Annotated in this window: 17 protein-coding genes; 5 read left to right on the top strand and 12 right to left on the bottom strand. The window is 39.5% G+C overall.

Annotation, left to right across the window (positions count from 1 at the left end; all coding sequences use genetic code 11):
* The 3 genes from AMR95_RS16435 to AMR95_RS16425 all read right to left on the bottom strand — a co-directional run.
* Positions 1–1,092 (bottom strand): Kelch repeat-containing protein (locus AMR95_RS16435; RefSeq protein ID WP_058838880.1); only part of this gene is annotated, 1,092 nt, incomplete at its 3' end.
* A 118-nt stretch (positions 1,093–1,210) separates the two neighbouring features.
* Positions 1,211–2,392: an alanine racemase gene (gene alr / locus AMR95_RS16430; protein WP_058838879.1), complete on the bottom strand. Its 1,182-nt coding sequence runs from the start codon at positions 2,390–2,392 to the stop codon at positions 1,211–1,213.
* Positions 2,393–2,574: 182 nt separating this feature from the next.
* Positions 2,575–3,186: a hypothetical protein gene (locus AMR95_RS16425; protein WP_039177914.1), complete on the bottom strand. Its 612-nt coding sequence runs from the start codon at positions 3,184–3,186 to the stop codon at positions 2,575–2,577.
* A 143-nt stretch (positions 3,187–3,329) separates the two neighbouring features.
* Here AMR95_RS16425 and AMR95_RS16420 point away from each other — a divergent pair, with 143 nt between their 5' ends.
* The gene (locus AMR95_RS16420; RefSeq protein WP_156414551.1) at positions 3,330–3,686 is read left to right on the top strand and encodes a YunG family protein; all 357 of its coding nucleotides are present in this window, start codon (positions 3,330–3,332) and stop codon (positions 3,684–3,686) included.
* Between the two features lie 46 nt (positions 3,687–3,732).
* Here the strand turns inward: AMR95_RS16420 and AMR95_RS16415 are convergent, their stop codons facing one another.
* The 6 genes from AMR95_RS16415 to AMR95_RS16395 form a co-directional block, all read right to left on the bottom strand.
* Complete coding sequence (locus AMR95_RS16415; RefSeq protein ID WP_039177910.1) at positions 3,733–4,182, bottom strand: GyrI-like domain-containing protein; 450 nt, start codon at positions 4,180–4,182, stop codon at positions 3,733–3,735.
* A gap of 174 nt (positions 4,183–4,356) precedes the next feature.
* A complete protein-coding gene (locus AMR95_RS16410; protein ID WP_039177908.1) occupies positions 4,357–4,590 on the bottom strand; it encodes a hypothetical protein in 234 nt (77 codons plus the stop codon).
* 98 nt (positions 4,591–4,688) lie between these two features.
* Positions 4,689–4,826, bottom strand: coding sequence for an aspartate phosphatase (locus AMR95_RS19160; protein ID WP_095408252.1), 138 nt, complete (start codon positions 4,824–4,826; stop codon positions 4,689–4,691).
* Positions 4,816–5,949 carry a Rap family tetratricopeptide repeat protein gene (locus AMR95_RS16405; protein WP_039177907.1) on the bottom strand — a complete coding sequence of 378 codons (1,134 nt, stop codon included), beginning with the start codon at positions 5,947–5,949 and terminating at the stop codon, positions 4,816–4,818. The genes AMR95_RS19160 and AMR95_RS16405 overlap by 11 nt, the downstream gene beginning before the upstream one ends.
* A gap of 129 nt (positions 5,950–6,078) precedes the next feature.
* Positions 6,079–6,498 (bottom strand): GNAT family N-acetyltransferase, encoded by a 420-nt coding sequence (locus AMR95_RS16400; RefSeq protein ID WP_058838877.1) that lies wholly within the window; start codon positions 6,496–6,498, stop codon positions 6,079–6,081.
* Positions 6,499–6,529: 31 nt separating this feature from the next.
* Positions 6,530–7,099, bottom strand: coding sequence for a TetR/AcrR family transcriptional regulator (locus AMR95_RS16395; RefSeq protein ID WP_058838876.1), 570 nt, complete (start codon positions 7,097–7,099; stop codon positions 6,530–6,532).
* 164 nt (positions 7,100–7,263) lie between these two features.
* Between AMR95_RS16395 and lpdA the strand changes: the two genes are divergently transcribed.
* Positions 7,264–8,658, top strand: a complete 1,395-nt coding sequence (gene lpdA, locus AMR95_RS16390) for a dihydrolipoyl dehydrogenase (RefSeq protein ID WP_058838875.1) — start codon at positions 7,264–7,266, stop codon at positions 8,656–8,658.
* 110 nt (positions 8,659–8,768) lie between these two features.
* Here lpdA and AMR95_RS16385 read toward each other — a convergent pair whose 3' ends face one another.
* Complete coding sequence (locus tag AMR95_RS16385; protein ID WP_058838874.1) at positions 8,769–9,926, bottom strand: MFS transporter; 1,158 nt, start codon at positions 9,924–9,926, stop codon at positions 8,769–8,771.
* Between the two features lie 121 nt (positions 9,927–10,047).
* Between AMR95_RS16385 and AMR95_RS16380 the strand changes: the two genes are divergently transcribed.
* Positions 10,048–10,938: a LysR family transcriptional regulator gene (locus tag AMR95_RS16380; protein ID WP_231730908.1), complete on the top strand. Its 891-nt coding sequence runs from the start codon at positions 10,048–10,050 to the stop codon at positions 10,936–10,938.
* 16 nt (positions 10,939–10,954) lie between these two features.
* Entirely contained in the window at positions 10,955–11,518 is a 564-nt protein-coding gene (locus AMR95_RS16375; protein WP_058838872.1) for a GNAT family N-acetyltransferase, read from the top strand.
* Between the two features lie 4 nt (positions 11,519–11,522).
* Here the strand turns inward: AMR95_RS16375 and AMR95_RS16370 are convergent, their stop codons facing one another.
* On the bottom strand, positions 11,523–12,047 hold the full coding sequence (locus AMR95_RS16370) for a DinB family protein (RefSeq protein WP_058838871.1): 525 nt from the start codon (positions 12,045–12,047) through the stop codon (positions 11,523–11,525).
* A 168-nt stretch (positions 12,048–12,215) separates the two neighbouring features.
* Positions 12,216–13,046, bottom strand: coding sequence for an SMI1/KNR4 family protein (locus tag AMR95_RS16365; RefSeq protein WP_058838870.1), 831 nt, complete (start codon positions 13,044–13,046; stop codon positions 12,216–12,218).
* A 219-nt stretch (positions 13,047–13,265) separates the two neighbouring features.
* Here AMR95_RS16365 and AMR95_RS16360 point away from each other — a divergent pair, with 219 nt between their 5' ends.
* A complete protein-coding gene (locus tag AMR95_RS16360; RefSeq protein ID WP_047202763.1) occupies positions 13,266–14,084 on the top strand; it encodes an oxidoreductase in 819 nt (272 codons plus the stop codon).
* Positions 14,085–14,143 lie beyond the last annotated feature (59 nt).

Raw genomic sequence — 14,143 nt, 5'->3', positions numbered from 1 at the left:
TTCTTCGGTTGTGCCGTCACTTGGTTTTGTTCCGTCCTGATCTTTTGGTTCTTCGGTTGTGCCATCATCTGGCTTTGTTTCACCTTCAGCAATTTGCAAATCTTTTAGTGAGATAGAAATCACTGATTTGTAATCACTTTTAATCGATTTTGAATAATAATTTTGCATGAAATTTCGTCCACCTATGATATATATGGTATCCTCAATCGTTACAGCACTTGAACCTACTCTAGCTTCAGGTAATTTAATCGAGCTTCGTTTCACAGAATTCGTTTTAGCATCATAAAACTGTGTGTATGGTGATAATGTACTGTCTTTGTCATCATACTGACCTCCAGCCATGAACAATTTTCCCTGATATGTTGTAAATGCAGCCCCTAGTTGATAAAACTTTAACTGTGATTTTGTTTGTACCCATTGATTTGTTTCAATGTTGTATTCATATACTTGGGAATTTTTGTGATTACTAACTGTTCTTTCTCCACCTGTAGCATAAATTTTGTTGTCAACGACTTCTGACATAGACATACCAGTAAATTGCTGAGGAAACATTTTTAATTGTTGCCATTTATCTGTTTTTGTATCATAACTATAAAAATTATGTTCTTGATAAGGACTTTTATTCGTTGCAAGAATATAAATCTTATCATTTACAACACTTGCACTTATGTCACCTTTTGTCACAGCATAGTATGGTATATTAATCGGTGTTTCTGCCCATGTATCTAATTCTGCATCATAAATATCAATCGTATTTGTGCTATCTTGATATGCTCCTCCAATGACATATACTTTTTTACCTATCGCCACTGCCGTACTATCTGTTCTTTCTCTAGGCATGTCAGCTTTTGAGCTCCACTCATTTTTGTGAGGATCGTACATGTAGGTATTTTTATTACTATATGCCTTTTCACTACTACCCCCAAAAACAAAAATCTTCCCATTTACTACTGCGGAACTAGAATGAAGTCTCTCTTCCGGTAAGTCTGCTCGCTTCGTCCACCCATTTGTTTCAGCTGCATTAGCCTTTAACGGATGAATTGTGACCATCATAAAAATAGTCAAAAGCACTAAAAATAAACTTTTTTTCATCGTTTCTTTCCTCCATATCTTAAATATCCCTCCTTTTATCGACATATTTGTAATAAAATTTAATTTTTATCATTGTACACCAGAACAAATATCCTCAATTTGCACCTGTTATTTACCCTCACACATACATCACCGGCGTTGATATTTTAATAATCTTCCCGCCTCGACGATAAAACCTAGGAACGCGGCGGCTTAAGGTGGCAACAACCTCGTAGTTGATCGTATTGAGCATTTCGGCGATTTCATCGACAGAAATTTCTCCGCCTTTTTGACGGCCGTAAATAACGACTTCCTCGCCTTGTTTTGCTTTTATATCTCCTAAACTGATCATCGTCATATCCATGGTGACGCGGCCAGCAATCGGCATTCGTTTTCCGCGGAAAAGCATAAATCCTCTATTTGATAAGGCTCGTGAGTACCCATCTGCATAACCAATCGGTATGGTCGCAATAACTTCATCAGGCTTTGCTACATAGGTTGCCCCATAGCTGACGGTCCTTGGCTTTGTCACCATTTCCTTCACGAACGCAATCCTTGCTTTTAAACTGAGAGCGGGCTCTAGCTTAACAGCGTCTAAACTCTCAATGTATTGCGAGGGGTACAGTCCATATAGCCCGATGCCGAGCCGAATCATATCTGCACTAAATTCAGGAAATGCGATGGCAGCTGCTGTATTGTTCATATGTACCGTGGGCAATGTAATGCCTTGTTTTTTTAAGAAACGAAGAAAATCAATAAAAATGCTGTGCTGAAGCAGTGTGAAATCAGGGTCAGGCTCATCCGCCGTGGAAAAATGCGTAAATATTCCATCCCATCTCAGGTTTTCACTCTCTTCAAGCGCCCTCACCACCTCTAACAGCTCTTCCTTTGTCCGTACACCTAATCGTCCCATCCCCGTATCGACATTGACATGAATCCCAAGCCGGGGCAGACTTTCTTCTTCCGCTAAAATCTCATTTGCTTGAACAATCCAGTCTTCACGAAGGCCGGAGAGATCAATTCTCCAGGTTGCAGCTCTTTTCACACAGTCGAGCGGGGTAAATCCAAGGACGAGAATCGGTGCTTCAATTTTTGCTCTCCGCAATACAATGCCTTCTTCCAAGCTGGCAACTGCAAGCTCTGTCGCACCGCTTTCTAATGCCTGCCGCGCAACCTCCACGGAACCGTGCCCATATGCATTCGCCTTTACGACAGCCATGATCTTACTTTTCTTTGGAATATGCGCTTGAATGGCTTCGATATTTCTTTTAATCGCGTCAAGATTGACCTCGATCCAGACTTCCCTGCAAAGCTTTTGCATGTATGTTTCCTCCTCATCACATGAGTCATTTCGATATCAATGTTCGTTTTCGTGTCTAGTCTATCTTTATTCATTTTTGAGAAAAACATTCAACCGCAATGACTGGATCAGCTTTGACTTGATTGACATAAAAAAAGAAACCACCTCAAACTGTGATTTCTTCTTTATGAACAGTCATTTCATTAATCCTCAGATTTCATCATTGAATCAATTTCATGATAAATCTCCTCCAGATTTTCTCGTTCAATCAAATATTCTGCGGTGCTCTTACGAACAGGCACATCAAATTTTAGAAAGGTGAGCGTGATCGTTGATGATTCCTGATCATTCATAGTTAATCTCAATTCAAGTGTCGAGATCTCTTCATTATTATCACTCTCAACAGATTGTTCAATCGGCACACCATCTTCTAACATGTCAACTTGTTTCAACTCTTTCATGGAAAGCTCAGTAACATCAAACCTGAATTTTCGAGATGAGCCGCCAGGTTGATGTGTAATAAAGCGCATGACCTTTCGCACATCATCAATCGCAAAACCTTTATCCACATTTTGTGAAAAGATGTATGTTGAAGCCTGAAATCCGTCTTCTTGAAAAAGCATCATCATTTTATCTAATAATATGTTTGGACCATTCTTTTCTTTTTGTCTTTGTAATCTACCAGCTATGAATAAAATGACCATTCCCCCGATGATGCTGAGAGCCGTCCCCAACCCATTCCCTACATCTACGAAAACAGTAAAGCCTAAAATAGCAACAATATAAGCGATTACAATACCTATGATGAATACCACACCGAGCTCCTCCTGTCATGAATCTTCATTGTTATATTGGTTTAGCCATAGTATAGCATCTGGATTTTGATCGAAAAAAAATCTACTATAGACTAAACAGATACTACATTCATTTCATTCTTTAAATAGAAAGGATTTTTATGATGAACCTCTACACGACAGACAGAATCATTGATGCTCTTTATAAAGCCTGGTCCTCTCACTCTAGTTCAAAGTGGAGTAAAGACAACCCAGCCAACGGACAATGTGGCGTCACTTCTTTAGTCGTCCATGATCTTTTAGGCGGGAAAATAAACAAGACCGCGTTACCCAACGGATGGCACTTTTATAACGTAGTGAATGGAACAAGAATCGACTTTACTTCTTCACAATTCTCTGAGGAAATCGTTTATATGGATGTACCTTCAAATCGAGAAGAAGCATTTCAAGATACGAATGAGGATCAGTATCGATATTTAAAGGCACGAGTCGTAGAATATTTACACATATCATATTCATGAAAACAGACCATAAGAGGTCTGTTTTCATTGAAGTTTGATAAAGTGTTTAAAAGATAGGTAGTAAGAACTCACACACGCCTTCTTCTTCTCTATATCTCTCCATAATAGGTACCTGACGCGTGTTCAATTGATTGTGTTGGATCATTTGAGGCAATTGTCTCCAAAATAAATTCACTTTTTCGGTTGTATGTGTCACTGTAAACACAGCATACTTTCCCCCTTCAAAATGACCAGTCTGAACCATTTGATCATTTGTGAAATCTCTATTTGTCATAAGCATGAGGTCGTATCTGCATTTTTCTGATGGAATTTTTCCAGGAACATCTTGAGGAACACCATATATACCATATTCCTTTAATTCATCATTTAATTGATGTTGCTTGATCCATTTCTTAAATCTCTTCATCATCTCAAAATTCTCTTTGCTGCCATATGATCCTATATTTCTCATATACACCATTTTCATATTCGTTAACATTTCAATTTTGTAATTCATGATTTCCCTCCAATTTTTATTGGAAGACTGGCCAATCATTCCTTACAACCAACGGTAACATCCTTTAAAATAGAATGCAGTAGGATATTAAAAATAATGTAATGTGCGATCTAGTTCATACATGTTCTCTGTCATTTTTAAAATAAAAAAGAACGGACTTTAGCCGCTCGCTCGTTATTGATTTTCTTTTGAAGATTTAGCATTGAGAAAGACGACAATCAAATAGATGATTGTTCCGAAAAACAAACCATTTAACAAACTGATAAACAACATCTTACAAACTAGGCCAATATAATAAGACGCTGGCGTTCCTGGAAACACAGCCATATTAAACAAGCTAATCATAAAGGTTAAAGCAAAAAATATAATAAAAATCCTTCTAAATAATGTTGATTTTAACATTGTCATTTTTACTTCCTCCTTAATATCTTTTCTATGGAAAAAATATTCTTTATTCATAGCATATATTCCGTCTTAAAATAAAAAGCCCTTAAGGGGCTTTTTATTTAAGCAGTGTAACCGATACTTGCAGTATGACCTCTCCTAGCTTCATCATGACTTGCTGTCACTTCAGATGTAAAATAACCAACAATACTAATAACGCTGATCATCACGAATACAACTGATAACGTTTTAAATTTCATACTGACAGTCCCCCCGCTTCACTTGAGTTTGGAAATAAAGAATTTTCTCATAAAAAAGCATCGCATTGTCTTTATCTCCCATTTCATTATAATATTTTGCAGCATCTTTTGCTAAATCTTCTAGATCAGGATACATTGACTTTATTTCTAGCAATTCCATTATTTTTTCCAACTGCTCAAAATTGTTGTCAACGTATAGTGATCTTAAAAATTTGAATATCAATAACAGTACATGGTCTTTCAGTTTTTCAGATAGTTCTATGCCGTTATTTAAAGCATATATACCTAAATCCTGTTCTTTCTTTTTGAAGTAGGCTTTTGACAACATAATAAGCGGGTCTAAGATTCTATTTAAATGTTCGTATCCCTGCTCTCTAAATGCTCGAATTGAGTCATTAAAGTGAATTATTGCTTGGGCTATTTCTTTGTTATGAAAATAACTCAACCCTAAATTATAGAGTGCTGATCCTTTTAATCGTTTTGTTGAGTTGTCGGCGGCTTTTTCTAGTGCGTGTTGAAAATGGGGTATTGCTTTTTCGGGGCAGCCCATATCTATGTAGTTTAATCCAATCACAAAAGAACATTGTATTTCTCTTACTGTGTATGTATCTTTTTCTCGATAACATTCTATTGCCTGTGCGATATGGTGCATGGACATGTGGGTTTGTTTCATGTGGTAATAGATTTCAGCCATCTTGTAATTGAACTCGGCCCGTTCAATATCGTCACTGACAAGAGACAGCTTTTTTTCTGCCCGTTTATAGAAGGTAATCGCATTTAGGTATTCATAGTTTTCGAATTCATACATGCCGTAGAAAAAATTGAAGTAATACTCGAGCAATCCTGTTAATTTCTCTTGGTCCCTTTTGATCTTCATTGCGAGTTCCTTGAAGTTGGCCCGCTCTTTCCCATTTTCTAAAGGATTCAAGTAATCAAGCATTAATTTATGTCTGAACTCCATGAGTGAGAAATACAATAATAAATCTTGATTTTCTTCCATATGATCAAGCATTGATTTGATTTCCTCTTTATATGCTTCGGCGTCCGGTACGTTAAATCTTTGAATATGATAATACCATTCATTGATTTTCAAACCGACGTGAGAAGAAAGCACTTTCTCCATCAGTCCTTACCCCTTCCTCTATTTTCCCTATAATGACATATATTATCATTTTATGAACCATTCGACACCGAAAAGAAACCGCAAAAAAGCCCTATAAAGGGCCGTGTGAATGATAAGATAAAATGACTTCTATTCATAAACAAGCACCCAGTATTCTGCCCCAGGTTCTCCTTCTTCTACAACAGCCTTCCAGCCTCTTTTTTGATAAAAAGATAAAGCTTTGTGATTTTCGGAGACACATTTGAGGGTGACCGGTGTTCCCAAAACGTTTATCGCTTGTTTGAGCAGCAGATCTCCAGCCCCTTGGCCCGCAGCTTCTGGATGTACAAACAAGAGGTGAATAAATCGATCGGGTACATATAGAGAAATGAATCCAAGGATTTTATTGTTCTCCTCAGCTAAGAAAATTTGCTCTTCCTGCGTATCTTGATCAAAATCTTGCAGATTGAGTTCTTCTGGATTGAGCCAGTGAAAGCTTTGGCGCCGGGATTCTAAATAGATTTGTCTTAATTCTGGATAATCTTCTATGCTCGCTTCTCTAATCAACATCGCAACATCCCCTATGTTTTTTATTTGAATGTTAATTCGCCTCTAGAACGCGTTTTGCCTGTATTATGCCTGCCAGTAACAATTGATCACTGAACTGCGAATCATTGACAGCACGTGCAAGAGCAATTGTACCAATCATGCTGCTTACTAGTGCGTAACTCGTAGAGAGATCTATGTTTCCAGCATCAGCTATAAACTCCATAAATCGTTTCAATTCATCGGTATAAGCATTCCGTACCTCTTGCGATAATTGAGCAATTTCTCCTGCCAGCGCAGGCAGTATACAGCCGACCTCCGTCTGATCACGGTGAACCGAACTTAAATAGAATTCAATGATCGTCTGAATTCGAGGCTGATCTGCTTTCTTGTCTGCAACACTTTGCAGCAGCTTGATCGTATCAGTGATAGCAAAATGAAAAGCCTCTATCACCAACTGATCCTTGTTCTTAAAGTGAGCATAAAACCCTCCATGAGTTAGGCCTGCTCCTTTCATAATGAATGGCAAACTGATATTACGAACGCCATTTGTTCGAAATGCTCGTGCAGCACTTGCAATGATCTGCTCTCTCACTTTTGACTTATGACCTTTTGGATAAGGCATTCCTCTACCTAACCTCCTTCTTACCAAAATATTATATTCATCATATTATCTTGTGTCAATTGACTGAAATCCATCTTTCCAAACTCAGATGGGATTGACTTCAATAAAATATGATGACTATAATATATTATGATCATCATATTTTGAAGTTGGAGGTGCAAGAAATGATTCATTTAGACACAGTAGATACATTAGTAATTGGATCAGGTCCGGGAGGCTATGTGGCGGCATTACGTTCAGCTCATCTCGGCATGAAGACAGCGATTGTAGAGCGTGATCAGTTAGGTGGAGTATGCACCCATGTAGGCTGTATCCCTTCTAAGGCGCTAATTGCAGAAGCAGAGCGGTTCAAGCTCCGCACACAATGGGGTGGTTTTCAAGAAGGCGGCTCTTTCAAGGAAGCTCAAGCGTTCAAAAAAGCGGTTGTGGACAAACAAGCGGGAGGCGTACAATTTTTGTTAAAGTCAGCGGGAGTTACCATACTGGAAGGCGATGCAAGCTTGATCGATCAGCATACAGCGGTCATTCAACATGCAGAAAAAGGTGAAAAGCAAATCAACTTCAAACACCTTATACTAGCAACCGGCTCCCGTCCAATTGAAATTAAATCACTCCCTTTCGGCGGTCGTATTTTGTCTTCCACTGAAGCACTATCCCTTCCCGAGATCCCTAAAAGCCTTGTCGTAGTTGGGGGTGGTTATATCGGGGTTGAATTAGGACAGATGTTTGCTAGGTTTGGAACAAAAGTCACCATCTTGGAAGGCGGCAATCAAGTATTGCCTGGCTTTGAAAGTGAGCTTGTCTCGCCTGTCGTTCGTCAATTGAAAGAAGATAAAATCACACTGATTACAGGAGCAAACGTCACAGATGCCGAGCAGCATATGAGCGGAATTGACCTTCATTATGAGAAACAGAAAGAAAGCTACACGGTGAAAGCGGAATATGCACTGATTACTGTCGGAAGAAAACCGAATACAGATGGAACATTAGGTCTTGATTCTATCGGGTTGTCTATTCCTTCTCACGGACGAATTGAAATTGATGAACAATGCAAAACATCCATCCCGCACATATATGCGATTGGTGATATCACAGAGGGGCCTGCTTTGGCTCATAAAGCTTCCTATGAAGCAAAAGTTGCAGCAGAAGCAATCGCTGGTAAACCTTCGATGATAGACTATAAAGCGATCCCACTTGTTGTTTTTTCCAGCCCAGAATTGACGAGTGTTGGACTAAGCGAAACGGATTGCAAGCAAAAATCCATTCCGACTGTCATTGGGAAAGCAATGTTCTCCATTAATGGCCGAGCGCTTGCATTAAAAGAACCAGAAGGTTTTGTGAAGATTGTAGCCCATGCTGAATCTGGTCTAATTCTAGGGGCACAACTCGTAGGGGCTGAAGCATCTACTCTTATATCAGAACTAGCTCTCTCTATTGAAGTTGGCGCTACAGCAGAAGATTTAGCAATGACGATTCATCCTCACCCAACATTAGGTGAAATGATCATGGAAGCTGCAGAAATGGCTACCCGTAAAGTTGAAAAATATCTTGCAAGATAATTCGTTCATGTGCAGCTTCTAAAAAAATAACCGCCATAGCCTATTTAATTAGGAATAGGCTATGGCGGTTTCCATTGTGCAATGATATAAAAGCGCCGATCAATTGATCTTTAGTTGGATCCCACTTCGCGTTTTTTACCAAGATTCATGGATAACTGAACGCCAATCATCAGCATGACGATGACAACCATTGCCACAATAGAAGCATAAAAATGTCCGCTTAGATCGAAAACCAAGCCAATGAAAAATGGACCGAATCCACCTACAATGTACCCGCCCATCTGCGACATCGCTGACCAGGTTCCGGCTTCCTCTGGAGTATTCGTCTCCATAATCGGGAGCATAAGCGCTAAAGGAAATAATCCACCTGCACCCATCCCTAGGAAAATGACGGCTGGCAAGATCGGCATTGGCAGAAGAAGAAAGATAAGGCCAATGAGTTCAGACAGACTGCATAAGATGAGAAATAATTTCGGTTTTCCTAATCGAGTAACGACCGCTGGAACAAGTAGTGCCACCGGAATCTGAATAAGTGTAAATATGGTCAGCAGCATGGCAGCATATTGCGGACTGTTTCCAAAGCTAAGAGCAATCGGTGAAATCCATGCCGTCAAAGAATAAAACATACTAGACATAAAGCCAAAGAACAAAGTGAATTGAATCGCCTTTTTGTTTCTCAGCGGCAATTTTAACGGCAAGGTTACATGATCACTTTGCTCATTTTTGCGAACTAAACCGACCCATAGAATAAGGGCAATCACCCCTAGAATCGCCCAGCAGGACAAAGCTAACGTAAGGTGATGCTGACTGCGTAGATAAATCGGAATGGTGAAGCCGGAAGCGAGCGCTGCACCTATTGTCATCGAAATTGAATACACACTAACAATACCAGGATTTCTCGGGAAATATTTTTTAATAAAACTAGACAATAAAGGACCCGCAAAGCTAATCCCTACCCCTCCTGCGAACGCAGTCATGAGCAGGATAGCAACCGATTGGCTTGTACCACGTAGTGCGGTGGCAATCGTGATAAGAAGAATTGAGAAAAACAGCGTTCTTTCTAAACCAAAAATCCGGCTGAGTATCGTCGCAACAGGAGCAAATACCCCCATACAAAGGACAGGCAAAGTGGTCAAAAGACTTGCTGTCAGTGCGTTTACACCAAGCTCTGATTGAATCATGCTCATCATGGAAGCCACGGACGTAATGATTGGACGTAAGTTTAATGCTGCTAAAAATAAAGCGGCTAAATAATATATTTTTTTCATCAATACCCTTCTTTCATCTCGTTAAGGTTACTTTGAGTATAAAACTGCTGCATCCATTGATCAATACAATAAATCGTATTATGATGATAGGAAAAGGCTATCATTTATGAAAGGAGGACAAATGGATACCCGGCATATTACCTATTTTATGGCTGTATATCATCATTTGCATTTTACAAAGGCTGCTGAGGAGCTAGGCATTTCACAGCCGACACTTAGCCAGCAAATTCGACTGCTTGAAGCAGAAGTTGGGATGCCGCTCTTTGATCGAATCGGTAAAAAAGTCGTGGCTACCGAAGCCGGTTCGCTGCTTTATCAATATGGCATGAAAATGCTTCAAGCTGAAAGAGATGCAAAAAATGCGATGAAAGAACTATTATCGGAAAAACGAGGAACCGTTCGTCTCGCAGTACTCCCCTCCGATCTTGATTTTCAGCTAGTGCCACTTTTTGTAGAATTTAAAACACTTTACCCCGAAACCAATCTGAAGGCATATTCAAATATCTTCGTGCGTGAAGAAGTCCTTTCGCATAAAGTAGATCTCGGCATCGGGCTGCGAGGGCCTGCGGATAAGCGGCTCGTTCAAATTCCACTTGGAAGTGAGCCTTACGAATTATTTGTTCATTCAGAAAGTGATTTAGCTAAGAAGAGTGAAGTGACATTAGAAGAGCTGACTCAGCATGCGTTGGTCATGTATCCGAAGGGATATCTAGGAAGGGATTTAGTAGATGACGTATGTAAAGAACAGGGTGTTGAACTAGACACTGCCATGGAGGTTGGATCCGCATTTTCGCTATTGCAGCTGGTTGAAGCCGGGATCGGTGCAACCATTCAGCCAAGAGGATTACTAAAACAACATTCGACGTGGTCCAATATTGTTTCGATTCCTATTGCTGAGCCAGCACCTGTCCGGCACTTGGAATTAATTTATTATGCAGATCGATTTGTCAGCAAAGCACAACAGCAGCTATCTGAATGGCTGATAGACTTTTTCAAATCAAGAACAAACTAAAAAGTGAGGTTAACACATGAAGAATGCAAACAGCATATTTACAAGAACAAACCGGGTTGTTATTCGCCAATTTGACAGGCAGGATATTGAAGCATTTTATCAATACCGAGCAAATCCCTCTATTACAAAATTTCAATCTTGGGAAAACTACACGTACGAAGATGCTGAATCATTTGTTCAACATCAAATGACACAAAAACCTAATCAACCGGGGACGTGGTTTCAATACGCTATTGCCTTATCTGAATCCAATCAGCTGATAGGAGATTGCGCCATTCATACACTTGACAGTGAGCCGAGAATTGTTGAAATAGGTTTTACACTCGCGCCTGAATACCAAGGAATGGGCTATATTCATGAAGCTCTGAGTGCAATTTTCGAATATATCTTTATAACACTAAACAAACATAAAATCATTGCCTTTACAGATGTGCGCAACGAAAAATCCATTCGAGTGCTGGAACGTTTAGAAATGAGACGCGAAGGACATTTGCTGCAAAATTATATGTCGAAGGGACATTGGGTCGATGAATATCAATATGCCATGCTTCAATCTGAGTGGGCCGCCAAGCACCATTAAACATTTATTTCCTATTCAAAATCCCTAAATAAGCGCTCCACGGGCCCACATCGGTTCGATATCGTTCCGCCATGACCCGAACAATCTGGGACATATGTGTGAAGTCATGGACAACCCACGCAGAAAGTAATTCGCTCACTTTCACGACTCCAAACTCCGGGTGAACGCCCTTTTTTTCTAAATCAAGGCCTGAATGTGTCATACGCTGAATGTATACCACATTCTCCATCCGCATATGATGAAACTCAGATAATGCTTGTTCTATCTGTCTTTCAGATTGGTTCAAATGAGAGTAGCGGTCAAACGCAGGAAATGGTGTATTCTCTCCATCAGCAAGAATCACATTTAATCGAGGAATCCAGTTGAATTTCTCTGCTTCAATCAAATGTTCAATGACTTCAACTGGATTCCACGTCCCCTCCCCTTCACGGCTGTGAAGCCAATCCTTCGATAAACCCGACAAAAGACTTTCTAACGTGTGAGGAGTTCGACTCAACATATCCAAAGCTTCATTTAAATTAAAATTCATGTGGTTGCTCCTTTATCAGTTTTTCTTTATTTTAATGGATTTTGGATAGATTGTAACTCATACCTCAAGACAGATAAAGAAGAAAATAAAAAGCGTTTTTGATCAACCTTCAAATAGAACTTTTCTATAATGCTGGCTAATTGCCTTTTAAGGACTTTTATTCTTTCACTATCGTTTTTTCACTGGATGAATGTCTTCTCCCAAAAGGACGATAAGAGACTCTCCACTATTTTCTAGAAACTCCGCTATTTCTTTCAGCTCTTGATTGATACGGTCATTCCTCGGCATATCTGGATTTAACAAAAGAATGGAGTGAACCGTCGTGGCCGCCTCATACAAAACATTCTGATCTTTTATATGTTTGATGCTTTGTTTCATGCGATCGAAAAACCATTCAATCTCTTCAATGTCTTCCATTGGATAATGTGCCATTTTAAAGAGGTTCTGCTGACGAAGGTCTTGTCTCTCAAATATTTGTTCAAGCTCTTCTTTACTGACATACAAATCCGAAGATTCCTCATCAATCTCTACAACCTCGATCATCGCATCTTCAGCTGTATATAACTGCTCAATAAAATCATCGAAAGTATCCGCCAGTTTAAAATCGACTCCCATCTCTAAATCAAAATAGTGAATAGGCGGGTGTTCCTTCGTTTCTCGATAATCCATTGCGATCCATGTATCTTCTTCTCCGCTGATGATCACAAGCCCCTCCGGCAGCTCCAATTCATCACTTAACTGGGAACTATTCATGATGCCATCATCTTTGGCGATTCCTCTTAGATGGTCAAATTGAACATGATCATCTGCCCAAGAATTCGGATTTTCGGTTGGAAAAGCATTACGAACTGTAAAACCACCGTTCCATTCTAAAACGAGCTTTTTATATGTAACAGGTAAAGTGACACCAAGTCTCGCCTCTGCTTCACGAATTTTTTTCTCATCTATCTTTTCTAAAGTGAAAGGACTCTCTTCTTCTTTCTCCCAAAATGGCTTCAAAGTGGATGCCTCCCTATATCTATTGAGGTAAGTATAACATTAATATTTTAAAGTGATGGAACACCGCCAAATATCTATACAAAGGAACTTATAAACTCAATATTTTAAAAAATGATAAAACATATTAATAAATCCTTCTTTACAATTGACTTTCGGTCACTTATAATTGACCACAAGTCATATATAATTGACCAGTGGTCAAAAAAGGAGGAAGAACAAATGAGTAAAAAAGTCGCTCTTATCACAGGTGCATCAGCAGGTATTGGAAAGTCCACAGCAATTGAATTATATAAGAAAGGTTTCATTGTTTATGGTGCTGCACGTCGAAAAGAAATGATGGAAGACCTCATCTCTCAAGGAATTAACACCATTTCACTTGATGTCACTGACGAAGAGTCTATGGTAAACTGTGTACGTGAGATTTTGGACAAAGAAGGAAGAATCGACGTGCTTGTCAATAATGCGGGCTACGGCTCATATGGTGCGGTTGAAGATGTATCTATGGAAGAAGCGCGAAGACAAGTAGAAGTGAACGTGTTTGGTCTTGCCAGAATGACGCAGCTTGTTCTGCCTAGTATGAGAAAAAACAACTATGGTAAGATCGTTAATATTTCTTCTATGGGCGGAAAAGTGTGGACATCATTTGGTGCATGGTACCACGCCACCAAATTTGCAGTAGAAGGTTTTTCTGATTGCTTACGGTTAGAAGTTGAACCATTTGGTATTGATGTCATTGTGGTTGAGCCTGGAGGAATTGCAACCGAGTGGGGCGTCATTGCAGCAGAAAATCTAAGAACTGCATCTGCAAAAGGAGCTTATAAAGAAGCTGCCAACAAGTCAGCAGATAACATGGTAAAAACTTATTCAGGAAGTAGTTTAACAAAACCAGAAGTCATTGCAAATACGATTGTGAAAGCTGTCACTGTAACGAAACCTAAAACGCGCTATTTGGTTGGGTTTGGTGCTAAACCTATGGTGTTCATGAAAAATCTTCTAGGTGATCGTACGTTTGACAAGATCATTAAAAGATTCAGCTAATGACATGCTTCCTTATATATCTCTTTGTCTGACTCCAAATCAAAATTACCTTTGAAATG

It is taken from the genome of Bacillus sp. G1(2015b) (assembly GCF_001482475.1).
Classification (GTDB): Bacteria; Bacillota; Bacilli; order Bacillales; family Bacillaceae; genus Bacillus; species Bacillus safensis.
The sequence above is the reverse complement of the archived record's forward strand: the minus strand, read 5'-3'. Positions and strand labels throughout refer to the sequence as shown.

Excerpts from the sequence above, each read along its gene's own strand:
- AMR95_RS16375 (WP_058838872.1), top strand. The coding sequence starts at position 10,955 with ATGAAGAATGCAAACAGCATATTTACAAGAACAAACCGGGTTGTTATT.
- AMR95_RS16370 (WP_058838871.1), bottom strand. The coding sequence starts at position 12,047 with ATGAATTTTAATTTAAATGAAGCTTTGGATATGTTGAGTCGAACTCCT.
- AMR95_RS16360 (WP_047202763.1), top strand. The coding sequence starts at position 13,266 with ATGAGTAAAAAAGTCGCTCTTATCACAGGTGCATCAGCAGGTATTGGA.
- AMR95_RS16405 (WP_039177907.1), bottom strand. The coding sequence starts at position 5,949 with ATGGAGAAAGTGCTTTCTTCTCACGTCGGTTTGAAAATCAATGAATGG.
- AMR95_RS16420 (WP_156414551.1), top strand. The coding sequence starts at position 3,330 with ATGAACCTCTACACGACAGACAGAATCATTGATGCTCTTTATAAAGCC.
- alr (WP_058838879.1), bottom strand. The coding sequence starts at position 2,392 with ATGCAAAAGCTTTGCAGGGAAGTCTGGATCGAGGTCAATCTTGACGCG.
- AMR95_RS16385 (WP_058838874.1), bottom strand. The coding sequence starts at position 9,926 with ATGAAAAAAATATATTATTTAGCCGCTTTATTTTTAGCAGCATTAAAC.
- AMR95_RS16395 (WP_058838876.1), bottom strand. The coding sequence starts at position 7,099 with ATGCCTTATCCAAAAGGTCATAAGTCAAAAGTGAGAGAGCAGATCATT.
- AMR95_RS16400 (WP_058838877.1), bottom strand. The coding sequence starts at position 6,498 with ATGTTGATTAGAGAAGCGAGCATAGAAGATTATCCAGAATTAAGACAA.
- lpdA (WP_058838875.1), top strand. The coding sequence starts at position 7,264 with ATGATTCATTTAGACACAGTAGATACATTAGTAATTGGATCAGGTCCG.
- AMR95_RS19160 (WP_095408252.1), bottom strand. The coding sequence starts at position 4,826 with ATGAAATTTAAAACGTTATCAGTTGTATTCGTGATGATCAGCGTTATT.
- AMR95_RS16415 (WP_039177910.1), bottom strand. The coding sequence starts at position 4,182 with ATGAATTACAAAATTGAAATGTTAACGAATATGAAAATGGTGTATATG.
- AMR95_RS16410 (WP_039177908.1), bottom strand. The coding sequence starts at position 4,590 with ATGACAATGTTAAAATCAACATTATTTAGAAGGATTTTTATTATATTT.
- AMR95_RS16380 (WP_231730908.1), top strand. The coding sequence starts at position 10,048 with ATGGATACCCGGCATATTACCTATTTTATGGCTGTATATCATCATTTG.